This window comes from Rhodococcoides kyotonense, assembly GCF_001645385.1.
In the GTDB taxonomy this organism is placed as follows: domain Bacteria; phylum Actinomycetota; class Actinomycetes; order Mycobacteriales; family Mycobacteriaceae; genus Rhodococcoides; species Rhodococcoides kyotonensis_B.
Genome location: NZ_LVHI01000037.1, coordinates 94790 through 118599 on the forward strand (window position 1 = coordinate 94790; position 23810 = coordinate 118599).

The window sequence follows — 23810 nt, forward strand, 5'->3', positions numbered from 1 at the left end:
CGAACGTCACCGACTTTCACCGAACTGGAGACATTCCATGACCACCGTACCTGGGTCTCTCACCCCACCCGAGGACCACGTGAAGCCCAAGAACGCGCGGCGCGCAGCAGTCGCGGCCGCAGCGGGCACAGCCGTCGAATATTACGAATTCGGTGTGTACGGGTACCTCGCCGTCGTCATCGGTCCGCTGTTCTTCCCCAGCAGCAACCCGACGGCATCCCTGCTGTCGACGCTCGCCGTGTTCGGTAGCGCGTTCCTGATGCGTCCGCTCGGTGGCATCGTCCTCGGTCGCCTGGGTGACCGCATCGGCCGTAAGCCCGTTCTGATCACGACCGTGGTCGGCATGGGTACCGCGACTGCCGTCGTCGGCCTGCTGCCCACGGCCGAATCCATCGGCATTCTCGCGCCTCTCGCGTTGCTTCTCGTCCGTCTCGCCCAGGGCTTCTTCGCCGGCGGCGAGGTCACCGGCTCGGCGACGTACCTCGCGGAATCCGCACCGAACGGCCGTCGCGGATTCTTCGGTGCCTTCACCCCCGTCGGCGTGGCCATCGGTGGCGGTACCGCCGCACTGGTCGCAGGCCTCACGAGCACGATCCTGTCCGACGACCAACTTCGCGATTTCGGTTGGCGTATCCCGTTCCTGCTTGCCCTGCCGCTCATCGTCGTCACGCTGATGGCGCGTCGCAAGCTGGAGGATTCGCACGAATTCCTCGCCGTCACCGAGAAGGAGAAGCCGGCCAAGACGCCTCTGCGTGAGGTCTTCACCGAGCACACCGGTGCACTGTTCAAGGTCATCTTCCTGGCAATCGGCTCCAACACCGGCTACTGGGTCGGCCTGATCTTCATGAACATCTACCTGACGACGTACCTCGGCTACTCGAAGTCCAACACCTTCTGGATCATGGGTGCCATCAGCCTGTTCGTCGCGACGCTCATGCCGATCTTCGGTGGCTTGTCGGACAAGCACGGCCGTAAGCGCATCATCACCATCGGCTTCCTCGGCTACGCCATCCTCGTTCTGCCCGCGATGATCGTCATGGATCAGGGAAGTTTCGCTCTCGCCGTCGGCGCTATGGTCGTTCTCGCACTGCCGATGCCGATCGTCCAGTCGGTCACGTACCCGACCTACGCAGAACAATTCCCGACGCGGGTGCGCTACACCGGTCTGTCCTTCGCGTTCAACATCGGCACGATCATCGGCGGCGGTCTGACGCCGTACCTCGCGACGTGGTTGATCTCCAAGACGGACAACCTGCTCATGCCCGGCTTCCTGCTCATCTTCGCCGCGGTGCTCGCGCTCGTGACCCTCACGACGGTGCGTGAGTCCTCGAAGGAGGCTCTGCTGTGACAGCGCCTGCCTCGCCTCTGGACTTGCGGACGCGGATCGCGTCGGGCGAATGGACCACGGCCACAGCGGGTCTGCTCGACGACCATCAGCAGGCCAACCTCGTCGTCGTGCCGGCCAGTGCCGCAGCGGCTTTCGAGGAGTACTGCGCCGCGCATCCGACGGTGTGTCCGGTCCTCGGGCGTACGCAGCCCGGTGACCCGACCATGACGTACCAGGGCTGCACCGTCGACATCTCGACGATGCTCCCGCGTTACCGAGTCTGGGATCACGGCACCGTCGTCGACGAGCCGAACGACCTCAGCGCCTGGTGGAAGGACGACTCCGTCGCCTTCGTGCTCGGGTGCAGCCACACCTTCGACGGGCCGCTGCGTCGCGCAGGCATTCCCGTCGCCACGACCGCGCCGCCGGTCTACATCACCGATCGCATCCTCCGAACTGCCGGAGCTGCAAGCATGTTCGACGGACCCCTCGCCGTCAGCATGCGACCGGTCGATGCAGATCTGGTCGACGAGGCAGTCACCGTGACCGGTCGTTACCCGACCGGTCACGGTGCACCGGTGTACATCGGCGATCCGGCCTCCCTCGGTATCGACGACATCTCCCGTCCCGACTTCGGCATCTTCGCCGGAGTGGGGGAGGGGCAGATCCCCGTCTTCTGGGATTGCGGCGTCACGCCTCAGTTGGCACTCGGCACAGCCGATCTCGCGTATGCGGCGACGCACTACCCCGGTCACATGCTGGTGCTCGACGCGGTCGTGTCATGACGGACTCGTTCCGCAGCGAGCACGACCTGCTGGGCGATCGCGACGTGCCGTCGGACGTCTACTGGGGTGTGCATACCCTGCGGGCGCTGGAGAACTTCGCGATCACCGGGGTTGCGATCGCGAAGTACCCGGCGCTCGTGCGGTCGCTTGCGCTGACGAAAGCAGCTGCGGCGCAATCGAACAAAGAACTCGGGCTGCTCGACGCGGAACGTGCGGACGCGATCATCGCGGCCTGCATGGAGATCGCCGACGGTTCCCTGCATGATCAGTTCGTCGTCGACGTCATCCAAGGTGGCGCAGGCACGTCGACGAACATGAACGCGAACGAGGTCATCGCGAACCTAGCCCTCGAGTTGTTGGGGCGCAGTCGTGGTGACTACGCATTCATCCACCCGCTCGAGCACGTGAACCTGGGGCAGAGCACCAACGACGTCTATCCGACGGCGGTCAAGATCGCCGTGCGGTCGACGCTCGCGGATCTCGAAGCGGCGATGGCTCATCTGGCTGCGGCGTTCGCGGCGAAAGCGTTGGAGTTCGCCGACGTCATCAAAATGGGCCGCACGCAGCTGCAGGACGCGGTGCCGATGACGCTCGGTCAGGAATTCGGCACCTACGCCGTCATGATCGGCGAGGACATCCATCGACTCGGTGAGGCTGCACGTCTGATCGACGAGATCAATCTCGGCGGAACGGCAATCGGCACCGGCCTCAATTCGCATCCACGTTATGCGGAACTGGTACGGTCCGAGTTGAGTCGACTCACCGGTCTGCAGTTGACGACGGCCACCGACCTGCTCGAAGCAACGCAGGACGTCGGTGCGTTCGTGCAGATTTCGGGCACGCTGAAACGCACGGCGGTGAAGGTGTCGAAGATCTGCAACGATCTGCGACTGCTGTCGTCTGGACCTCGTGCCGGTCTCGGCGAGATCAATCTGCCGGCGGTGCAGGCGGGTTCGTCGATCATGCCCGGCAAGGTCAACCCTGTTGTGCCCGAGGTGGTGACGCAGGTGGCGTACGAGGTGATCGGCAACGATCTCGCGATCACCATGTCCGCCGAAGCGGGCCAGTTGCAGCTGAACGCGTTCGAGCCGTTGATCGCGCACAAGCTGCTCGACTCGATCACGCACTTGTCCCATGCTGCAAGCACTCTCGCGGATCGATGTGTCCCTGGCATCACCGCGAACGTCGACCGCATGCGCGCGACGGTCGAGCGATCTGCCGGCGTCGTCACCGCGTTGAATCCGCACATCGGGTACGACGCGGCCACCGAACTCGCGGCACGCGCACTGTCGTCGGACAGGACTGTCGCCGAGCTGGCCGTGGAATCCGGCTTGTTGACGCCTGACGACGTCGCGAAATTGCTGTCGCCGCAAGCCCTTACGGGTCGACGGTAGTGATACTGCTCATGACATGCGCATTTGCATGCTCATGACATGAGCAGTATTCTTCTCTCATGATAAACAACATCCCCCCGTTTCACCTTGCAATCCCGGTTCACGACATCGAAGCTGCTCGCCACTTCTACGGTGAGGTTCTCGGATTCTCGCGTGGCCGCTCTGACACGAAGTGGACCGACTGGAACGTCCGCGGACACCAGGTCGTCACGCATGAGGTCGGCGGAAGCCCCGATCAGGGTGTGCGCGGCACCAACCCCGTTGATGGACATGAGGTTCCGGTTCCGCACTTCGGCCTGGTGCTGAGCGTCGACGAATTCCAGGAGCTTGCCGGACGTCTGCAGGCTGTGGACACGAAGTTCGTCATCGATCCGTACGTGCGCTTCAAGGGTGAGAAGGGCGAGCAGTGGACGATGTTCTTCCTGGATCCGTCGGGAAATGCCCTGGAGTTCAAGGCGTTCGCTGACATCGAGCAGCTCTTCGCGGTGTGAGCGACGCAGCGTGATTGATTCAGGCGGTAGCGAGTCCACCGAAGACGGAGTTCTGACACAGAGCTTCTTGAATCAGGTGGGGTCACGCATCCGCCTTCTGCGCACCGGTCGCGACATGACGGTGCAGCAGTTGGCAGACCAGGCCCAGGTCAGCAGGCGACTGTTGACGCAGATCGAGCACGGGCAGGCGAACCCGAGCCTCGTGGCGGTCACCCGGATCGCCCGCAGTCTCGGAACGGACTTCACCGAGCTGCTGAGCGACACGGTCCCGGGTGAGGCGGCCATCGAGAAGATTCCGGCGGACGAGCACCTTCTGGTGTGGACGTCCCCGGCGGGGAGTACGGCGCATCTGCTCGTGTCGACGCCGGGTGTGCGTGCAGCGGACCTGTGGTCGTGGGTGCTCGTACCGGGCGACAGCTACGGTGGCATGCCCGACGCGCAGGGGTCGTTCGAGTTGTTCCACGTGACGTCGGGTGAGCTGACACTGACAGCGGATGACGAGGTCGCCACCATCGCGGCAGGGGAGTCCGCGCGCCTGCGCAGTGACCGGGCGTACCGGTACGTCAACAACGGTTCGGTGCCGACGGAGTTTCTCAGAACCGTCGCGCTGGCGAGATAGCAAGTTTTCGAAGCGGCGGGGTAGGTGACAATGAAGTCACCTACCCCGCCGTTTTCGTGCGTTCTGCGCTGGGCATGGAACCGTCCCATGTCCCGCCGCGTCCGAAGAAGTAGGCCTTTTCCGGACGATGGGTGTGGTGGTGGACGTAGATCCAGGGATCTTGCGACGGTTTGCCTCGGTGACGCGGGACGCGAGCGAGGCGTTACGCAGTGTCGACGTCGTCGGCGCGTACTGGTCCGCGCAGAGCGCGCTACCTGGCACAGACTTTCCTGGGTTGTGCACTGAGGCATCTGGAGTCTCCGCATCCTCTTTGCGAGGGATGTCGCAGCGGATGGACGCGCTCGCCGGGTCTGCTCGGGGCTCGGCCGAGGAGTACCGGGTAACCGAGGACGAGTTCGCGGCCAGACTTCGTGCGATGAGTAGCGTCGAGTGAGCGGCTCGATTGCTGAGGTCCGTGCCTGGAACCCGACGTTCCTGCTGGACGCGGCAGACGGACTGAAGCGGGTGCAGAGGTCCATTCGGAGTGAGCGCGACAACGTCGTGTCCGAGCAGAATGTGCTGGCGGAATCGTGGCATGGGGATGCTGCAGTCGCCGCTGCCGAGCGAGTCGTGTGGGAGGCGTCGACACTTGCCTCACTCGCTGATGAACTGAGCCGGATCGGTGAGCAGTTCGAGTCTGGCTTCAAGGCGGTCAATGCAGCTCGGTCGAACCTGTTGGATCTTGTCGACGACTTGCTCGACCGCGGATTCGACGTCGACGACACCGGGTCGGTGACGGCTGATCGTGCTACCGCGTCGCTGCGCGCGGTCGCTGGTCCTCTCGCTGAGGACGCGGTACTTACTCTCCAGATCCGTACCCAGGAAGCCACCGTCGCGGTCGCGACGGCGTTGAGGGAGGCCGACGACGCGGCCAGGGGAGTGTGCGACGTCTTAAGATCGCAGATCTCGACTCTGCAGGAGCTTTCGGCCCGGACGGTCGGCGGCACCGTTGTCGAGAACGAAGGTGGCGGGTTCTCGTGGAAGCCCGACGTGCCTGCACTGGTCGCGGGCACGGTGATCAGCGGAATGGCTGAAGCGACAGGCGAGGGTCTGAGGACTGCTGCCGCATCTGCTGCGGATGACCTCGCGTACGGCATCGGTCGGAGGCTTGGACCTGCAGGTGCGGTGCTCGGGACGGTCCCCGCAATCGTGAACGACATCGAAGGCGGAATGGATCCCACGAAGGCGATTGTCACGGAGAGCGCGGGCACGCTTGGGAGTATCGGAGCGTCAGCATTGGCGGGCGCTGCGATGGGAACTTTCTTTCCCGGCGCGGGTACTGCGGTGGGTTTAATCGTGGGATTGTCAGCGGGGGCCATCGCTGCATACGCCGTACCGAAGCTTGGTCAAAGGTGGTGGGAGTAACGCAATGAACGGTCCAATTTCGAACTCCGAATCATCTGCTGTAGCGCCAATTTGGCGTGAAGCATGGCCGCAAAGGCTCGGCCTGATGTGGTTCGCCATGTCGCTGTTCATGGCGTTCTGGGCGGTCGTGGGGTTCGCATTCGCATGGTCAGGTGATGCGGGCAGCGTGGCCGGTTCGATTGGCATAGCCGGCGGGAGTGTATCGATCCTCGTGTTTTCTTGGATCGGAATACAGCTGGCGGGCGTTAGATGGGTTCGGCGATCACGTCGAGCAAGTTACTGCGCCCGTGGCGATTTCGGATCAGGCGTTCGGGTCGGTCCTGGTGTGCTTGGCGTAAATCTGATCATCGTTGCAATGCTCGGCTGCGCTATGTTTTTCACGTGCGTACTTCTCGTGTGGCGGTGGGGCTTCGAATCGCTACTGCCAGAGGGGCGAGTGGGAGTCCACCATTACGTCGTCTCTGCGTTCTTCGCGGTGGTCACTGCTGGCTTGGTGCTGCTGCTCCCTATGCTTCGTTCAACGTGTGGTGTCGAGCTGTATCCGGAGGTTGTGGTCAGGACGGCCATGCGCTCTCCGTTTGCCCGGACCGCCGGCGACGTCGTCTTGCCCTGGGCATCGATACTCGAAGTGGCTGACGAGGTAAAGCTCATTCACCACAGGATGGGGACTACGAAGACACCTTTGATTCGACTGATGACACAAGGCGCTGTGCCGCTAGAAGGACGATTCAGTTGGGACACGGACAACTACGTGGAACTACCGGTGGGTGCGTTGGCTGCCGAGCCCAACGCGTTGCTGTCGGTACTCCGTGAGATGCATCAGAGCGAGTCACGTCGTCGAGAGTTGTTGTCGCTCAGCCCGAGAACGTTGTTCTCACCGCCACCGCTGCGCGAACGACTGTGGGGCCCGAAGGACTGAGCGCACGACGGGCGCTCGGTGTATCGCTACCGATCGGTAACACCAGCGCCCATTTCGGTCCGTAGCTTCGCGACAAGGAGAACACTCGACTCTATAGCCGATCGCTTAGGAGGAGTCGAGATGGTGACCACTCAAAAGTCGAACGTAACCGAGGAACAGTCGCGAGCCCTCGCCGAAGAGTCGCGAACCGAAGGGTGGGACAAACCTTCGTTCTGCAAAGAACTGTTCCTCGGGCGATTCCAGCTCGATCTGGTGCACCCGTACCCGAAACCGGCGCCCGAGGACGCCGCGAAGGGTGAGCGTTTCCTGGAGAAGCTGGGCGCGTACTGCGCCACGCTGGACGGCTCGGTGATCGAGCGCGAGGAACGCATTCCCGACGAGTACGTCAAGGGGTTCGCAGAACTCGGTTGCTTCGGGCTCAAAATCTCGGAGGAGTACGGCGGAGTCGGACTCTCCCAGGTCGCGTATAACAGAGCACTGATGATGATCAGCTCGGTGCACGCGTCCCTCGGTGCGCTCATGTCCGCCCACCAGTCGATCGGGGTGCCCGAGCCCCTCAAACTTGCAGGCACTCAGGAGCAGAAGAAGGAATTTTTGCCACGCTGCGCGAAAGGCGCAATCTCGGCCTTCCTGCTCACCGAGCCCGACGTCGGATCCGATCCCGCCCGCATGGCGAGTGCCGCGGTCCCGATCGAGGGCGGCGACGCGTACGAACTCGACGGCGTGAAGCTGTGGACGACCAACGGCGTCGTCGCGGAGTTGCTGGTGGTGATGGCCCGCGTGCCGAAGAGCGAGGGCCATCGCGGTGGGATCTCGGCCTTCGTCGTCGAGGCCACTTCTCCTGGCATCACCGTCGAACGGCGCAACCGGTTCATGGGACTACGCGGCATCGAGAACGGCGTCACGCGGATGCACAAGGTCCGCGTGCCGAAAGAGAACCTGATCGGTCGTGAAGGTGACGGCCTGAAAATTGCGCTGACCACCCTGAACGCCGGCCGTCTGGCAATTCCTGCGATGTGTTCGGCGGCCGGGAAGCTCAGCCAGAAGATCGCGCGGGAATGGTCCGCGGAGCGTGTGCAGTGGGGTCGGCCGGTGGGTCGGCATGCGGCAGTCGAGAGCAAGCTGTCGTTCATTGCGGCGACGAACTACGCCTTCGAAGCCGTTCTCGATCTGTCCGGGCAGATGGCCGACGAAGGTCGCAACGACATCAGAATCGAGGCGGCGCTCGCGAAGCTGTGGTGCAGTGAGATGGCCTGGCTCGTTGCCGACGAGTTGGTTCAGATCCGTGGCGGACGTGGATACGAGACGGCCGATTCACTCGGAGCGCGCGGCGAGCGGGCTGTTCCGACCGAGCAGTTGCTGCGTGACATGCGCATCAACCGGATCTTCGAAGGGTCGAGCGAAATAATGCGTTTGCTCGTCGCGCGCGAGGCGTCCGATGCCCACCTCGTGGCGGCAGGCGATCTGGTGAATCCGAAGGCGGATCTCAGCACGAAGGCAAAGGCTGCGGGCACGGCCGGCAAGTTCTACGCCAAGTGGATGCCGCAACTCGTTGCGGGTAAAGGCCAGTTGCCGACGTCGTACAGCGAATTCGGTTCGTTGGCAACACATTTGCGATTCATCGAGCGGAGTTCACGCAAGCTAGCCCGCTCGATGCTGTACGGGATGGCGCGGTGGCAGGCGAAGCTGGAGTATCGGCAAGGATTCCTCGGTCGCATCGTGGATATCGGGGCCGAGTTGTTTGCGATGTCCGCGGTGATCGTGCGCGCGGAAAGCCAACGGTCCGACGACGCCATGCAGGGCGAAGCCTCGTACGCTCTGGCGGCGGCGTTCTGTGAGCAGGCGACGCTGCGTGTGGAGATGTTGTTCGGTGCACTGTGGCAGAACACCGACGACACCGATCACCACATTGCGTCCGGTCTGCTCGACGGCGAGTACACCTGGATGGAAGCAGGCGTGCTCGACCAAAGTGAGGGCACCGGGCCGTGGATCTCGCATTGGCAGCCCGGTGCCTCGACGGAGGACAACGTATGGAACCCGTTCTCCATCTCCACTCCCGTCGGGGATGGACGAGGTTAGCGCGACGGCTCAGAACAGCGTCGGTTCAGCGAGACGCCCGTCCCGTGCTTCCTGCACCCGGGCGCTCCAGCGCTGCACGAGCCACATCTCGACCAGTTCGGGACTGGTTCCGATGTCGGTCGCCCATGACGTGAGCAGTTCGACATAGCGGTCGTACCTGCGTCGCGTGAAGCCGGTGACCGCGGGATCCTCCAGCCAGCCTTCGTGGATCAGGGTGGAGACGCCGAACTGATCGATAAGCTGGGCGCGGCCACCTGCGACCGAGGCTTTGGCTGCCCACAGGAACGTCGCCATGAGTGACATCCCAACGCCGGGGGTATCGGGCCAGCCGGACCACGATCCGTTGGGAAGTTCGGGTACGACGCGGTCTTTGATACACCGGTCGAGAACCGCCAGTGTCTTCGCGACGGGGTTCATTTCTGGGCGGGGCAGGTGCGGGTCCTTGACGTCGGGAAACCGTCGCATCGCTTTGCGGTTCTTGTGGCTACCCTGCCACGCCGCACACAGAAAGAGCAGGCCCAGCGACTTCTGTTCACCCTCGGCGAGTTCGGTGTCGATGCGAAGATCGTTGCGCTGCAGCGTAGCCCCGCCGTGGGACACGATCGCGCCGTCGAGGTTGCGTCCGCGCAGCCGGATGTCATGCCCCGCACGCTCGAGGTGGGTGTTCCACCAGTCGAGGTCGACCAGGACGCCGTCGTCGAGCACGTGCAGGTCGTAGCTGCGCAGCTGGCACCACTGCACACAGGCCTCCGGCGGCGTGAAACCTTCGTCGAGAAATGACATGGGTCCATCCTGGCATCACCCACCGACACGTCCGGACGGCAGACTCCCCAGGCCCAGCTCGAGATGTGGCTTCTTGTTCACCGAGCGGAACCGATCGTCGACGACGCGCGTCCAAGGCCAGGGGATCGAATGGGTGTTGCGGCAAGGGGGAGACGTTGACGGACGAAGTAGTGACCCCGCTGGAGGCGGATCCGGCGAGTCTCCGCGCAGCTGGTCAGGACATGCGGCTCGACGCAGATGCGATGGCAGCTGCAGCCGCAAGCGTGAGCGTGGACGGCGGATGTGTGTCGCGGTCCTTGACTGCGGCCGTGCTGGCCCAGATTCGTCCAGTCGTGTCGGCATGTATCGATGCGGCGTCGTCGCGACTATCCCAGTTCGCGGACGACGTTGTGCAGAGCGCAGAGGGATACGAGCAGGCGGATGTCGAGTTCGCTGAGGCGCTGAAGAGGTTGGTGTCCGGAGCACCTCAGGGGACAGGGACTTGAGAGTCGCGTTCACGAGAAGCGTCGTCGCCTCCTGGACGCCAGAACAAGTTTCAGCGGACACCGACAAGCTCAACGAGGCGGCTGGCCTTGTGTCCGAACGAGGTTCGCGAACGTCTCGTACGATGGCGGGACTTCGCGAAACTCACGCATGGAGTGGCGACGCCCAGTCTGCCGCATCGGATTGGGCCGCGGCCGAACTGGTCGCACGGAGGACCTTTCGCGGGCAACGCGGACGTTGGCGTCAGTTGTCCATTCGGAACTGCACGCCGTCGGTGACTGTCGGATCGCGCTTCTCGGAGCAGTCTCATCAGCCGAAGCAGACGGTCTGACGGTTGATGAGCATTGGGCGGTATTCGGTAGTGCCGCCGACGTGGAGGTGCAGCGGCGGCACGAACGTGACATCGAGCAGTGCCTGTCCGGGTTGATGCGGGCAGATGCCACCGCAGCCCAGGCGGTTGCGCGGGCATTGGACGAGTTCCGGTCGGTTGGTGACGACGTGCGGGGATTCGTTCCCGTCGCGATTGGTCTTGCGTTTTTGATCGACGCCGCGGTGTCGCTGTTGATCTCGGCAGGTGTGGTGTCAGCAGGGGCAATTCTGTTCGCGTTGGTGGATGAATTCGGCACCGACAACTGGGACATGATCGAGAGTGCGGTCCCGAGTTCGTTCTACGAAGATGCCGGTCCAGTTGATGAGTCTGGCGTTAGGGAACGAATTCAAGACGCTACTGTTCCTGGGCGGAACCGCCCGGTCCGGCAGGTCGCAACAGAAGAGCAACTTCGCGACTTGTGGGACGAGTTGACCGCTGAAGGGCGGGTCGTGGAAAACAGCGACTATCCGGGCAAGGTAATGGAGCTACCTGATGGGACCAAAGTAATGATGCGTGAGACCAGTAAGTCGGGAGGCGCCACACTTGACATCTACTATCCAGGCAGCGGAACGGCGAAGGTGCACGTCGCATGATTGATAGACGCTTGGAGCATTTTCTTCTCTACGAGATGTCTGACGACTGGATGCCAGTGGGTGCGTTCGCGTCTTTAATCCGTCGAATAACGCCCGACGCCTACTCGCGTCGTCAGATTCTGGACGTTATTTCGGAGATTGGGGCTAGAGGGCACCTTAGGTTCGGTGGGTGGGCGATGCAAACTTCCGAGACGTGGGAGCCCTGGGCGGTGCCTCACGATGTGGCGATGAGCCGAATCGCGAATGGGTTCAAGGGCAGCGTCGGAGTTCTGAACGCAACCGACAAGGAACTGGCCACCACCGAAGTTTTCCGTGCCGATCTGACCGACGCGGGTTTTGCGCGACTATCAGAGTTGGGCGGAGATCCGTACGAGATCTACGGCGACCCGTGGGAAGGTGACCCGCTGATGGCGGCGGAAGGTGACTTTCCTCCCTGGGAGCACTGAGTATTCGTGGCCGTGGAGGCGCAGGTTTTGGTGCGCGGGCCCGGTCAATTAGGCGGGGTTGCACTGGACACAAGTGACTACAGGCGGCGAATGAGTAAAGGTGCATACCGCATGATCGACAAGAGGCTCGAACACTTCCTGCTCTACGATTTGTCTGACGACTGGATGCCCGCGGGCGAGTTTGCGTCGTTCATACGCCACATCGCACCGTCTGCGTACTCGCGAACCGCGGTGATCGACGTTATCGCTGAACTAGCTCGCAAGGGTTATCTCGAGTACGGCGGATGGTCGAAAGGGTCTGGGACTTGGGAGCCGTGGGGAGTCAGCAGCGACGTTGCGTTGGACCGAATCGCAAACGGCTTCGACGGCGAGCCTGGGGTTCTGGGTGCAACCTAGTGGGAGTTGGCCAACACCGAGGTCTTCCGAGCTGGCATCACCGATGAAGGTGAGCGGTTGATTCACAGACTGGGCGATCCGTTCAAGCTGTATGGCGATCCGTGGGAGGCTGACCCCTTGGTGCGGGCTGAGGGCGAATTCCCTCCCTGGCAGCCGTAGGCGCGCGTGAACGACGAACGACTCGAACACTTCCTGCTATTCGAGATGGCGGACGATTGGATGTCTGTGGGGGAGTTCGACTACTTCATCCGTAGCATCTCGCCCGCCGGGCACACGCGGGACAAGCTTCTTTCCACAATTGCTGGCCTGGCCAGGGCTGGCTACTTTCGGTTTGGCGGATGGTCCATGGAGTCGAAGACTTGGGAACCATGGGACGTGAGCGACGATGTCGCTATGGAGAGGATCTCTCACGGGTACCTCGGCGAACCTGGCGTCTTGAATGCAACCGACAGGGAACTCTCGCTAACGGAGGTTTTTCGTGCGGACATCACCGAAGCTGGCCTCGCGCGTGTTGCCAGGTTGGGCAACCCCTACGAGAAGTACGGAAATCCATGGGAGTCAGACCCCTTGAAGCAAGGTAGCGGCAATTACCCTCGGTGGAAGCCGTGACTCGCGGCCCGGCTAGCCGCCCGAGATCTGCGTCCTGGAATTATGGCGTCCTTTCGCCACGGTTGCGACCCATTCATGCCACCTCAACCTGCCACATGTCACGGTGTGCGCTGAACCAATCGCGTTGCTTGACAGTCGGTTCGATCTTGAGTCGCTGGCCGTCGATCTCGTTGTACAGAGGGTACGGACGCAGCGAGTTGTGAACTGTGATGCGCGAATTATCGAGTACCGCAATCTTGCCGAGGTCGAACAGACGGTGAAGGTCGCGGCGGAGAAGAACACCGCCTTCGTCGTGATGGTCACCAACCTGCGCATAGCTGTATAGATGCGCGGCTTCGAGTACCTCGTGTGGCATCTCCCCCGAGAATGCACATTTCGATGAGTAACGGTCGAGCAGATGCGCACGGAAAGCAGGCTGGCCGAGTCGAACGCGAGTAATTCTCTCGGTGAACCCACCACTCAGCTGTACTGCCACTGAGCGGATCAGACTCAACCCGCGTTGGCCGAGATCGGTGTCCAGGGCTGCCGTGAATCGAGGCCAGTCCAACTCGCGAATGCTCAGTTGCGATTTGGCGCTCTTGCACACCGAACGTAGCTTGTCGCCACTGAGTTCGCCCGCGAGGTCGATCCATCCCTCCCCGTGATGCGTTCGGTAGGTGGTGACATCGATTGTCTCGGTCGCCGGTTCGTCGAACTCGTTTTTGCATCGCCCGCATTTGTATCGGGGTTTCAACGTCAGGCGTTCGTCCAGAGATCGCCCGGGGCCGCAATACGGGCACTTCTTCAGATCCTTCTTTCCCGCAGCCAGTTCCACCCGCTCGACGATCGACGCACCGAGAAGGCGTTTCTGATCCCATACAACAAGAGCATCGCCGACTGAGATGTTGCGACTGTTCGGCACCTGGCTATTACTGACGTACTGCGAAGACGGATCATCGTCGTATGCATGGCCGCCACGGCCGCCGGACTGGTCGCTCTTGGCGAGCACGAGCCAGGCGCGCGCAATCCCTCCCGTTGGGGGCCAGACGATGTCCACTAGTCGGTACGCGTCCTGGCATACGTCGTGTGCATAACGAAGTTGTAGCCGTTGAAATCTCCACTACGCAACTACGGGCCTCGCTGTCGAGTTTCGTTGCCCCGGGCAGATTCGATATTTCGCCACTGTCGTCGCTGTACTCGGATCTGTGGTTCATTCAATCGAATGATTTTTCAGTGGCATCGCACAGCCAGCTTTCTGATTGCCGTGTGAACTAACTCCGAAACGTGCTGATAGGGGCAATTTTCGTCGCGGCAATGACTGGTTCTCTCGCGGAATCACAGGCCTCTCCGGTCAGGAAAGTGTCACCCACCACCTATATCTTGAGTGCAGTTCAACGGTGGTCGAAATGTGAGGTCTGATGTCGCTAGTGGATGACGACGAGCTTCGGGGACGCGTACGTCGTCTGCTCCAGTTCCTGCGTGAAACGGTGGGCGCCCAATCCAAGCCGATTCGCTCGTACGGCACCGACGCTCGCGTCGAGTGGCTGTTCGACGACTCCAGGCCGCTCGACGTCAACACCGACGTCGCCCCCGGTGACGTGGCGGTTCGCATCCCACGCACCAGCATCGAGCAGCGCCCGAGCCTGCCGCGCGGTCTCGCAGACCACGTCGACGAATCCACGGCCCCGCCGACCGTCAAGCCCAACGCACCCGCCGAAGCGCAGGAATGGCTCCAGCGATGGCATGAATGGTCCCTCGACGACCAGCAGCGCCGCCCCTTCGCCGAACTCTTCCGTTCCGTCGACCTCATGCTCCACGACCTCGGCGCCCAGCCCGAGTCGCTCGAGCTCGTCATCGCCTCCGGCTACCTCGACGCCACCATCGGTGGCCAACAGATCGCCACCCACCTGATCACGCAGCAGGCCAGCATCAGCCGCGAGGAGTCGACCGGTGACCTCCTCGTCACCGTCGCGCCTGCCAGCAGCCCGCGGCTCGAAGACGTGCAGGTTCTCCTCGACCTCGACGGCTTCGACCGCGCCGGCTCGAAAGCCCAGCACCGCAGACTCTCCGAGCTCATCACGTCATCGCTCTCTGCCGACATCCCCAAGCTCCTCGGCGACTGGGCGACCTCCGCGCTGAAGCAGCCACTCACCGTGATCGCGGACCACGACAAGCCCGCCAACTCCACCGCCGACACCCTCCGCATGTCGCCCGCACTCGTGCTGCGTAAGCGCGGGTCCTACGCGCTGATGTCCTACTACGACGCGATGCTCGCAGCACTCGACAACGGCGCACCCGTACCCGTCGGCCTCTCACACCTCGTCGAAGGCCACGACGACAACACCCGACGCAACTGGCTCGAAGCCCAGATCAGTGATACCCCCAGCGCCGAACCGCTCTTCCCGTTGCCCGCCAACCGGGCACAGGCCGGCATCTACAACCGCGTCATGAACGACACCGGCGTCGTCGTCGAAGGCCCTCCCGGCACTGGCAAGACCCACACCATCGCAAACCTGATGTCTGCGTTGATGGCTCAGGGGCAGCGCATCCTCGTCACCAGCGAGAAGGCCCAGGCTCTCCGAGTTCTCAGGGACAAGCTGCCCGTCGAATTGCAAGATCTCTGTGTGTCCGTCACGGACATGGCACGTGGGGGATCGGCCGAGCTCGACGAGAGCGTCTCCACCATCGCCTCCCGCAAAGCCTCGTTCGATCCCGACGAGTCAGCCCGTCGCCTCAAGAGCCTCGCGGGTAAGCGCTTCAGCGCGAAAGAACAGCGGCGCGAGATCAAAGAGCTGATGCGTGTCGCGCGATCGTCCGAAGCCGACATCCATTCCCCGCTGCCCTCCTACACGGGCACGCTCGCGACGATCATCGGCAAGCTGAACGCTCAGCAGGACGAGCTCGGTTGGATCCCAGGTCCGCTGCACTCCGAACAGGCGCCGTGCGACGACACCAGCTTCGCCTCGCTTTTCACGGTCAGCACCGGAGGGCCCAATCTGCCGTCCGCCGAGCACATTCGAGCGCTCAGCCTCCGCATGCACAGCGCGTCGAGTCTCGCTGGTCTCGACGACATCGACCCCACACAGCTTCACTACATCCTTCCGTCCGCGCATGCTTTGACCGATCGCGCCAGGACGGTCGAATCGTTCGGACCCACCTACACAGCCCTCGCCGACGGTCTTCTCTCGGGCGCGCTCGGATCCTCGTGGTCCCGCGCGCAGACGGTGTCGGCCATGTTGTCCGTGGCGGTCAGCGCCGACGCCGCAGTCGGATCGCACCAGGTCGTGGCGACCGCCTCCCGTCAGGCTCTCAACGCGTTCGATGCAGCCGCTCGCCTCCACGAAAGCGGCCAGGCCGGTCACGGGTCACCGCAATCAACCGATCTGCTCGACGCCGGGGCCACGGTCGACGGCGTGCCGGCCGCGTCGGGTTCTGAGCTGCGACTGGTCGCCGAGCACATCCGAGCTCTCGTTGCCGTCGACGATGCGTCGAACTTGTTGCGCACTATCGGTATCGAGCTTCCATCCGACGGCGGCACCCGCACCCAGCGCGTCGACACACTCCAGAGTGTCTGGAATCAGGTCCTCGCGACGGGCAGTCTCGCCTCGGCTCGTGATGAGCTCGTGTCCGCACTTGGTGCCGTGGTCCCGTCGCTCCCGCAGGTGACAACCCTCGCCGACGCCAGTGCTCTCGCCAGCGAGGTCACGGGTCTCACCGATCGATCCGACGCCGCATCGGCACGCGCCGAACTCAACGCCCTCGCCGATCGCGTCGCGGCCGAGGTTCCGAACTCCGACTACCTCGTCGTCGCGCTTCGAACCGCGGATCCCGACGCCTACGAGCGCCTCGCCGCCGATCTTCAGCTGACGGTAGGCAATTCCGCGATTCTGGAGACGCTCGCTGCGCAGGCGCCGATCTTCGCCCGTGCTATCGACGACGGATTCGTGCCGCCCACAATGTCGTTCACCAAGGCGTGGGCGTGGCGGTGGACTCGGCAGTGGGTCGAGAGCGTTCAGCAGCCCGACCAGAACGAGCATCTCGACGCCGAACTCGATGCCATCGATGAAGAGCTGTCCTCGCTCACGGCGCAACTCGCAGCCGAACAGGCGTGGCAGGAATGCTTGCAGCGCATGACGAATCGCGAGGTCACGGCCCTGCGCGCGTACCAGGAGAACATGTCCAACGCCGGACTCGGAACCAACGCGCTCGCGCAGCGGTACCGCGTCGCAGCACGAGCCGCGATGAAGGATGCGCAGACGGTCGTGCCGGCGTGGGTCATGCCGATCGCACAGGTGTTGTCGTCGATTCCGCCGCAGCAGAACGCCTTCGACGTCGTCATCGTCGACGAGGCAAGTCAGTCCGAGGTCACCAGCCTGCTGCTGATGTGGCTGGCGCCCAAGATCATTCTCGTCGGTGACGAGAAGCAGTGTGCACCTCCGGGAATCAAGAACTACACGCTGCAGTCGGTGCTCGATCGGCTCGACGACCTTCTTCCGGACGTCCCGATCAGCACTCGCATGATGCTGACGCCGAAGTCCAGTCTGTTCACGTTGCAGCGGGCGAAGTTCGGCGACATCGTCCGAATGCGCGAGCACTACCGATCCATGCCCGAAATCATCGAATGGTCGTCGACCCAGTTCTACGACGACATGCCCCTCGTCCCCGTCAGACAGTTCGGTGCGGACCGGCTGATGCCGCTTCGCAGCACATTGGTCGACGGTGCGACCACCGCTGGGTCGAGCACGCGTCTTACCAATGCCGCGGAGGCGCAGGCCGTCGTCGACCAGCTTGCTCAGTGCCTCGCTGATCCCGAGTACGCAGGAAAGACGTTCGGCATCGCGGTCCTGCAGGGCGCTGCGCAGGCGAACCACATTCAGTCTTTGGTGTTCGAGCGTGTTCCGGCGGAACAGAGGGAAGAGCGGCGTATCCGTATCGGCACCCCACCCGAGTTCCAGGGCGACGAGCGTGACGTGATGTTCCTGTCGATGGTCGTCGCACCAGGGACGTCGTTCAACGCATTGACCGCGGATGTGTACAAGCGCCGATTCAACGTCGCCGCGTCACGTGCTCGGGATCAGCTGTGGCTGTTCCACTCGGTTACCGTGGACGAACTGTCGCCGACGGATCTGAGACGCTCGCTGCTGTCGTACGTCGAGGCGGCGCCGACGGTTCCCGTTCCTGCCGTGCCCGAATCGGTTTCGGCGACGACACGGCACCCGGACTTCGGATCGTTGTTCGAGCAGCAAGTCTTCCTCGCGTTGCGCGAGCGCGGCTATCACGTCAATCCTCGCGTCGAGGTCAACGGGATGGCCATCGACCTCGTCGTCACCGGTGCTGCGGTGCGGGTGGCGATCGAGTGCGACGACGACTCCGACGTCGATGCCGACGAGTTGATGGATCGCATGGAGCGCGAGTTCGAATTGCGCCGCAGCGGATGGCTTTTCCACCGAGTGCGGGCGTCGGACTTTGCTCTCGATCGAGAGCGCGTGCTCGACACCGTCACCGAGATCCTCGATTCCGTCGGGCTTCTGCGCGACGAGGTCGAGGTGGTCGTCGAAGGTTTCGGCGCGACGGCATGGTCGCCGATCGCTCTCGTACGGGACGCCGACGACACCGAGGTCGACGACGAGGTGGTCGAACTCGGCACTGTCGACACACCTGAGCCTTCGCGGGTCGACGTCGAACTCGCGCCGCTGCCGGAGGTCATCGAGACCGTCGACGAGGCTCCGGAGCTTGATGCCTCGGATGTAGACGAGGTCGAAGATGTCGACGACGACGTGGACGACGTCGAACCGGTGCCGACGCCAGCGCGGGTCATGCCGCGTGAGGACCTGATTGCGGCTATTCGGTATTCGCAGAAGAAGAACATGTTTTCGGTCGCGCAGACGGTCGAGGAACTCGAAGTCACGGCCGAAGCGGTTCACGAAGCGTTGGCCGAGATCAAGTCTCGGGACGATGCCTTGCGGGCGTCGAAGCGCAGGCCACCAGCTCCGACACCGGTGGTGATGCCGCGTCGACGGCCGGTGGTGGCGGAACATGCGAAGGTCAGCGAAAGCCGTTCTTTGCAGGCCGAATTGGATGCATTACCGGTGGCGTCGTGGATGGCTGGTGCACGTCAAATTGCTGTGGCTGCAGCGCGTCCCAACGCTCCTCTGACTGTCGATCGCTGTCAGCGCGTTACAGGGTTGTCGACGGAGAAGGTAGATCAGCTGTTGGCGGACCTGGTTGTTACGCGGAAGCTGGTCAGACGAAAACGTGATGGTGTGGAGGAATGGGTGCGGCCGCAGGGGTTGACGCTGTGACACAGGTGGCGACGCGGTCCGAGGGGCTGCGGGAGTGGCAGAAAGAGGCGTTCGACGCGTGGGTGTCGCACGGCTACCGCGCGATCGTCGAGGCCGTCACGGGCACCGGGAAGACACATGTGGGGTTGGCGGCGACGCTGGACTCGGTGAGTCGTGGTCGTCAGGTGATGGTGGTGGTGCCGAGCGTCGATCTGCTCGAGCAGTGGTATTCGGCGATGGTAAAGGCGTTGCCGACCGTGCGGATCGGGCGGCGCGGCAACAACCACAGCGATACGTTCCGGTACTACGACGTGTTGATCACGACGATTCAGTCAGCGGTCCGCAAAGGGGCGCCGCTGCCACGGACCGGGGCGTTGCTCGTCGCGGACGAAGTACATCGCTACGGGGCGGGTTCGTACGCGAAGGTGTTGATGGACCGCTTCGACGAGCGGCTTGGTCTGACGGCGACGTTGGAGCGTCAGGACGACGGTGTCGATTCCTACCTGATGCCGTATTTCGAGAACCTGGTCAAGGGATGCGATGCAGCGCGGGGGAGACGCGACGGGATCCTCGCGCCGGTGCGGGTGATGACGGTGGCGGTGCCGTTCACGGCTGCTGAAGCTACCAAGTTTGCCGATCTCGACGAGAAGGCCAAGTCTCTGCGTAACACGCTGATCTTCGACCATGGCTGTGCTGCTGAACCGTTCGGCGAGTTCATGAAGACTGTCGTCGATCTGGGCAAGGAACGGCATCTGCCTGCGAGTCGGGTCGCGAGCCGGTATCTGTCGGCGTTTTCGAAGCGGCGAGCATTGTTGGCGGACTGCGAGGGGAAGCTGCAGGCGTTGGCTGCGATTGCTCCGGGGTTGGCGAAGTCGAAGCGGTCGATCGTGTTCTCGGAGACGAAGGAGTCTGCGGCTCAGGGTGCGGAGGTGTTGAAGGCTGGTGGGCTTGCGGCGCATCAGTATTCGAGTCATCTGGACCGGGTGGGGCGTACCAGGATTCTGAAGCAGTTCCGTAGTGGTGAGCTGACGAGTTTGGTTGCGCCGCGTGTGCTCGACGAGGGCATCGATGTGCCGGCGGTGGATGTCGGTGTGATCATTGCGAGTAGTTCGTCGAAGCGTCAGATGATTCAGCGGATGGGCCGGATTCTGCGGTTGAAGCCGGATGGTCGGCCTGCGGCGTTCGTGATCATGTATGTGGCGGGGACGAACGAGGATCCGAACTTCGGCGCGCATGAGGCGTTTCTCGACGAGCTGACCAACGTCGCCGAGCAGGTTGTCGACGTCGATCTCGCCGACGCGGGTGCGGTGCTCGCGAGTTGGCTGGATCAGTCGGCTGCGGTTCTTCCCGAGCTTCCGGTGGCTCCGAAGCCGATCGAGCCGATCGTGATTCCGCAGTCGAAGATGGTACCGACGGTGGCGTCTGCGTCGAGGACGCGGACGGTGAAGGAGATTTTGTCGGAGGCGCAGTACGGGACGTCGGATCAGCTCGACGGGATTTTGCGGTGTCTGGCTGCTATCGATGTGCGGGAGGCGTCGGTGTTGATCCGGCGGTACGGGATCGATGGGGCGAAGCCTCGGACGGTGTCGCAGGTGGCGGCGGAGATGGGTCTGAAGCGCCTGATCATCGACCAGCTCGAGAAGCGGGGGTTGAAGTCCCTGGAGAGGGAGGCTGGTCGAGTCTTAAGCGCTGTGTTGGGCGGCTAGATGTCGATCTTCGAAGAATCGAGGCCCTGGCAGAACCACTCCCTCGTTTCACCAGTAGACGAATGTAAGGTCGCTGAGCCATCGAGGGACGAAAGCGATGCGTTCGAAGGGATCAGTCTCTACCTCAAGCAGATCGGCAAAGTTGGTCTTCTGAATGCACAGGAAGAAGTCGAACTCGCAAAACGCATCGAAGCCGGACTTTTTGCGGGCTACCATCTCGAGCGTTTGCATCAATCTGGAGCGACACTTCCGAAATATCTCCGACGCGACATGACCTGGATAGTGAGGGATGGCCACCGCGCGAAGAAGCATCTGATAGAGGCGAACCTTCGGCTCGTTGTGTCATTGGCGAAGCGGCATCAGTACCGAGGTCTTGATCTGCTCGACCTCGTGCAACACGGCAACATTGGTCTGATTCGAACAGTGGAAAAGTTCGATTACAAAAGTGGTCACAGGTTCTCGACTTACGCAACCTGGTGGATCAGGCAGGCGATTCAGCGCGGAATCGCCAACGAAGCTCGGATGATCCGCCTGCCAGTGCATCTCGAAGAGACGCTGGCGAAGATCCGGCGTGCTGAGGCCGCGCTTGCCGACAGCGTCGACGGTGCAACGGCTCGATCGTTGGTTTCCGAGCAAGTGGGTATGACCGAGTGCGACGTCCTGAGCTTGAAGAACGCCGCGCGCAAGGTATTTAGCCTGGAGTGGCTCGTGTACGAAACTGACGGCCACTACTCGGATCTCTTCGATGATGAGGAGGTCGAGGCAGTAGACGCCGTGACTCGCATTCTGCTTCTCGACCAGCTGCAGTCTGTCTTTGAGACCTTGAAGGAGCGTGAGGCGGGGATAGTCAAGCTACGGAACGGTTTTGGGTTGTCGCGACCTGCAGAGCATGACGAAGTCGCTCAGGTGTATGGCGTTACATCGGAACGGATCCGTCAGATCGAGACCAAGGCCATGCAGAAGCTCCGTGATCCATCCCGTTCACAGGTGTTGCGAGACTACCTCTGAGCCGATAAATCGTCACTGGCGGCAAGAGAAGGAAGTAGCTTCGCCAAATCGACCAACTCCACAGCTTGCCCCGGCCCGCTGGTGAACTCAGCGACAGTCATCTCATCGGTACCGAATGCATCCGTGAAGCGCGTTCGCAGGTGTGGCGACGATCTAGCCAGCGCCCAATGCACGCTCGACTTCGAGGTGGTCAGGAATTTCCTTGGCAGCTCGCCCACAACGAATAGCTGTGCGCGCCGGCCGGATTGGTCGAGAGCAAGATGGACGAGGTCGGCGAAGAGTCCGCGTTTGCGCATAGTGTCGGCACCCTTCCACTGGGCGACCTTGAACTCTGCTATGCGACGGTCCGTTTCGAGGTCGAAGGGCCTGCTCGGATCGTTGCCCGCGCCGAGAGACGGGCGAACGGTAACCGTCTCATTGCTCTCCAGGATGAGGGGCAGGCACCGGCTAATCGTCGTCGCATGAATGACGTCGGAAAGTCGACCGACGTGTTTGCGGACAGACAATGCCGCGTCGAGCAGATCCTCGCTGAATCCGAATTCGGCTACAACAGAGGAGCAGTCAGCTGCGTCGGCCCCGGCAAGCGACGCCTCCGCCGACGAGAGAAGTCCAGTCAGCGAAATCATGCTCATAAACGCCGACAAGGTCGCGAACGACTGAGCCGAGTCGAGGCTTTGCTCAACGGCAGGCGTTTCGGTGACGATCTCCTGTGTTGCTTTCGTCTTCGGCGTGTACACGCTGGTCTGCAGACCAAGGGAGCGCAGGTGTGCCAGTGCTCGGTGCGATGTGAACGCGGCACGCGGGATGTCCGTAAGTAACTGATAGACCTGCTTCGGGGGATAGCGCCGGCCTTCGATGTGTACCCAGTGTTCTTGAATCGGCTCGGGCGCAACTCCGGCGATCGCGTCCAAGAGTCGTGCATGGTCTGCGTTGGATGGACTCACGAAGTCCATCCAACCTCAAGACCCTGGACAGTCACGTCAGCAGCCGAAACCGACGCATGGCTGATTTCAAGCGCCGAAAGCGGGCGCGCGGGATCTGTTCTATCTCTCACGCATGAGCGGTTAAGTTCTCGCACAGTGGGTCTCGTAGGTACGCATGCCCGTATTCGGCAGGAAAGTTGTCAGACGATACTGATAGAACTTGGCTGTAACGCCTCGACGGTAGTTGTCGATTCAATCCTGTCTGGACCGATCGGTTTGAACTTCGACGATTGCTGGTGCAGGCGCCCCGTGCTCGCAACGACGCGTGCGCTGTCACCTCGAGAACGATCTGTGCAGATCAGAGATGAGTCCCCTGTGGTCGAGTTCAACAAGTTCGATGTCGAAGCGGCGAAGACGCTGCCCTTCTACCTCGTCTTCGACGTGTCGTACTCCATGTCCGACGTCATCGATGCGGTCAATGGCTGCCTGTCGGAGTTGAAGGACGCGATCGGCAACATGCCTTTGCTGGCCGACATAGCCCGCGTCTCGGTCATCTCATTCGCGGATTCGGCCCAGGTCGAGATCCCCATGGGCGACATCAGCCTGGCGTCCGAGATCTATCAGGGGCATTCGCTTCTGCAGGTCAGGGGCGGTACCTCGTTCTCGGCTGCGTTCCGCGAGCTGAAGTCAGCCATCGAGCGTGACATCGCGGACCTCAAGCTCGAAGGTGAGCGCAAGGTCTTCCGTCCCACTGCGTTCTTCATTACCGACGGTGAGCCGCTCGACCGCGATTGGCAGCAAGCCTTCTCGGAGCTGACGACGATCAAGCAGTATCCGCTTCTGTACCCGTTCGGGTTCGGCGACGCGAATGAATCCACGCTTGCAGCCATCACGTATCCCCAGAACCGCGAGAACGGAAAGAAGCCAGCCCAGTACTTCACCGTCAAGGCTGGCGCGTCCCCAGGCGCCGCGATCGAGAAAATTGCCAAGGTCGTTATTCAGTCGGTCGTCAGCTTCACCCAGTCGGCGACCGAGGGTGCGCCCGCCGTGCAGATCGATACGCGAGGAACCGAGGACGTCGTCGAGACCCACTATCTGGACGAGATGTGAATCTGGAAGGCGGGGTTTGGCCCGTCGCCGATCCCGAACCGTTCACAATCGGAGACCCCGGACGGGCTTATTCCGGAACGCATTACGGGGCTCCGTTCGGCGAAG

20 protein-coding genes are annotated in these 23810 nt (G+C 62.4%); 17 read left to right on the plus strand and 3 right to left on the minus strand.

The genetic code is table 11. The features are described from left to right. The first annotated feature begins 37 nt into the window (after window positions 1–37). From A3K89_RS21250 to A3K89_RS21290, 8 genes are all read left to right on the plus strand, one after another. Window positions 38–1348, plus strand: coding sequence for an MFS transporter (locus tag A3K89_RS21250; protein ID WP_068430309.1), 1311 nt, complete (start codon window positions 38–40; stop codon window positions 1346–1348). Further along, on the plus strand, window positions 1345–2112 hold the full coding sequence (locus A3K89_RS21255; RefSeq protein ID WP_068430311.1) for a D-glutamate cyclase family protein: 768 nt from the start codon (window positions 1345–1347) through the stop codon (window positions 2110–2112). The genes A3K89_RS21250 and A3K89_RS21255 overlap by 4 nt, the downstream gene beginning before the upstream one ends. Continuing rightward, complete coding sequence (locus A3K89_RS21260) at window positions 2109–3506, plus strand: aspartate ammonia-lyase (protein WP_068430314.1); 1398 nt, start codon at window positions 2109–2111, stop codon at window positions 3504–3506. The genes A3K89_RS21255 and A3K89_RS21260 overlap by 4 nt, the downstream gene beginning before the upstream one ends. Window positions 3507–3565: 59 nt before the next feature. Beyond that, entirely contained in the window at window positions 3566–3997 is a 432-nt protein-coding gene (locus A3K89_RS21265; RefSeq protein ID WP_068430317.1) for a VOC family protein, read from the plus strand. A gap of 10 nt (window positions 3998–4007) precedes the next feature. Further along, window positions 4008–4616 carry a helix-turn-helix domain-containing protein gene (locus tag A3K89_RS21270; protein ID WP_167674338.1) on the plus strand — a complete coding sequence of 203 codons (609 nt, stop codon included), beginning with the start codon at window positions 4008–4010 and terminating at the stop codon, window positions 4614–4616. Between the two features lie 429 nt (window positions 4617–5045). Further along, window positions 5046–6020, plus strand: a complete 975-nt coding sequence (locus A3K89_RS21280; RefSeq protein WP_068430323.1) for a hypothetical protein — start codon at window positions 5046–5048, stop codon at window positions 6018–6020. A gap of 694 nt (window positions 6021–6714) precedes the next feature. Further along, window positions 6715–6939, plus strand: a complete 225-nt coding sequence (locus A3K89_RS25880) for a hypothetical protein (RefSeq protein WP_157105402.1) — start codon at window positions 6715–6717, stop codon at window positions 6937–6939. A 120-nt stretch (window positions 6940–7059) separates the two neighbouring features. Continuing rightward, the gene (locus A3K89_RS21290; protein WP_068430328.1) at window positions 7060–9018 is read left to right on the plus strand and encodes an acyl-CoA dehydrogenase family protein; all 1959 of its coding nucleotides are present in this window, start codon (window positions 7060–7062) and stop codon (window positions 9016–9018) included. A 9-nt stretch (window positions 9019–9027) separates the two neighbouring features. On the opposite strand, the gene A3K89_RS21295 is transcribed toward A3K89_RS21290, so the two are convergent. Continuing rightward, window positions 9028–9801, minus strand: a complete 774-nt coding sequence (locus tag A3K89_RS21295) for an 8-oxoguanine DNA glycosylase OGG fold protein (RefSeq protein WP_068430332.1) — start codon at window positions 9799–9801, stop codon at window positions 9028–9030. A 155-nt stretch (window positions 9802–9956) separates the two neighbouring features. On the opposite strand from A3K89_RS21295, the gene A3K89_RS21300 reads away from it, so the two are divergent. The 5 genes from A3K89_RS21300 to A3K89_RS21320 all read left to right on the plus strand — a co-directional run bounded on the left by A3K89_RS21300 (window position 9957) and on the right by A3K89_RS21320 (window position 12698). Then, on the plus strand, window positions 9957–10286 hold the full coding sequence (locus tag A3K89_RS21300) for a hypothetical protein (protein WP_068430335.1): 330 nt from the start codon (window positions 9957–9959) through the stop codon (window positions 10284–10286). A 235-nt stretch (window positions 10287–10521) separates the two neighbouring features. After that, window positions 10522–11247, plus strand: a complete 726-nt coding sequence (locus A3K89_RS21305) for a hypothetical protein (RefSeq protein ID WP_157105403.1) — start codon at window positions 10522–10524, stop codon at window positions 11245–11247. Window positions 11248–11474: 227 nt separating this feature from the next. Continuing rightward, window positions 11475–11693 carry a hypothetical protein gene (locus tag A3K89_RS26480; protein WP_254303617.1) on the plus strand — a complete coding sequence of 73 codons (219 nt, stop codon included), beginning with the start codon at window positions 11475–11477 and terminating at the stop codon, window positions 11691–11693. Window positions 11694–11804: 111 nt separating this feature from the next. Next, on the plus strand, window positions 11805–12089 hold the full coding sequence (locus A3K89_RS26485) for a hypothetical protein (protein WP_254303618.1): 285 nt from the start codon (window positions 11805–11807) through the stop codon (window positions 12087–12089). A gap of 165 nt (window positions 12090–12254) precedes the next feature. Further along, a complete protein-coding gene (locus tag A3K89_RS21320; protein WP_068430342.1) occupies window positions 12255–12698 on the plus strand; it encodes a hypothetical protein in 444 nt (147 codons plus the stop codon). Between the two features lie 73 nt (window positions 12699–12771). Here the strand turns inward: A3K89_RS21320 and A3K89_RS21325 are convergent, their stop codons facing one another. Next, on the minus strand, window positions 12772–13734 hold the full coding sequence (locus A3K89_RS21325) for an HNH endonuclease (RefSeq protein WP_068430345.1): 963 nt from the start codon (window positions 13732–13734) through the stop codon (window positions 12772–12774). 361 nt (window positions 13735–14095) lie between these two features. Between A3K89_RS21325 and A3K89_RS21330 the strand changes: the two genes are divergently transcribed. Genes A3K89_RS21330 through A3K89_RS21345 form a run of 3 tightly spaced genes read left to right on the plus strand, consistent with a single transcriptional unit; the run spans window position 14096 to window position 21672 of the window. Then, complete coding sequence (locus tag A3K89_RS21330) at window positions 14096–18979, plus strand: AAA domain-containing protein (protein ID WP_084423926.1); 4884 nt, start codon at window positions 14096–14098, stop codon at window positions 18977–18979. Beyond that, the gene (locus A3K89_RS21335) at window positions 18976–20664 is read left to right on the plus strand and encodes a DEAD/DEAH box helicase family protein (protein ID WP_167674340.1); all 1689 of its coding nucleotides are present in this window, start codon (window positions 18976–18978) and stop codon (window positions 20662–20664) included. Before A3K89_RS21330 ends, A3K89_RS21335 begins: the two co-directional genes overlap by 4 nt. After that, window positions 20665–21672, plus strand: a complete 1008-nt coding sequence (locus A3K89_RS21345; RefSeq protein ID WP_084423927.1) for a sigma-70 family RNA polymerase sigma factor — start codon at window positions 20665–20667, stop codon at window positions 21670–21672. It abuts the gene before it with no gap. On the opposite strand, the gene A3K89_RS21350 is transcribed toward A3K89_RS21345, so the two are convergent. Then, complete coding sequence (locus A3K89_RS21350) at window positions 21663–22583, minus strand: PE-PGRS family protein (RefSeq protein ID WP_157105404.1); 921 nt, start codon at window positions 22581–22583, stop codon at window positions 21663–21665. The two genes, A3K89_RS21345 and A3K89_RS21350, sit on opposite strands and share 10 nt — an antisense overlap. A 387-nt stretch (window positions 22584–22970) precedes the next feature. Here A3K89_RS21350 and A3K89_RS21355 point away from each other — a divergent pair, with 387 nt between their 5' ends. Next, window positions 22971–23705: a vWA domain-containing protein gene (locus tag A3K89_RS21355; RefSeq protein ID WP_068430360.1), complete on the plus strand. Its 735-nt coding sequence runs from the start codon at window positions 22971–22973 to the stop codon at window positions 23703–23705. The last annotated feature ends 105 nt before the right edge of the window (window positions 23706–23810 follow it).

Bases quoted from the DNA above. Each gene is read 5' to 3' on its own strand.
- A3K89_RS25880 (WP_157105402.1), top strand. From the start codon at position 6,715: ATGACACAAGGCGCTGTGCCGCTAGAAGGACGATTCAGTTGGGACACG.
- A3K89_RS21290 (WP_068430328.1), top strand. From the start codon at position 7,060: ATGGTGACCACTCAAAAGTCGAACGTAACCGAGGAACAGTCGCGAGCC.
- A3K89_RS21265 (WP_068430317.1), top strand. From the start codon at position 3,566: ATGATAAACAACATCCCCCCGTTTCACCTTGCAATCCCGGTTCACGAC.
- A3K89_RS21295 (WP_068430332.1), bottom strand. From the start codon at position 9,801: ATGTCATTTCTCGACGAAGGTTTCACGCCGCCGGAGGCCTGTGTGCAG.
- A3K89_RS21345 (WP_084423927.1), top strand. From the start codon at position 20,665: ATGTCGATCTTCGAAGAATCGAGGCCCTGGCAGAACCACTCCCTCGTT.
- A3K89_RS21250 (WP_068430309.1), top strand. From the start codon at position 38: ATGACCACCGTACCTGGGTCTCTCACCCCACCCGAGGACCACGTGAAG.
- A3K89_RS21260 (WP_068430314.1), top strand. From the start codon at position 2,109: ATGACGGACTCGTTCCGCAGCGAGCACGACCTGCTGGGCGATCGCGAC.
- A3K89_RS21330 (WP_084423926.1), top strand. From the start codon at position 14,096: ATGTCGCTAGTGGATGACGACGAGCTTCGGGGACGCGTACGTCGTCTG.
- A3K89_RS26480 (WP_254303617.1), top strand. From the start codon at position 11,475: ATGAGCCGAATCGCGAATGGGTTCAAGGGCAGCGTCGGAGTTCTGAAC.
- A3K89_RS26485 (WP_254303618.1), top strand. From the start codon at position 11,805: ATGATCGACAAGAGGCTCGAACACTTCCTGCTCTACGATTTGTCTGAC.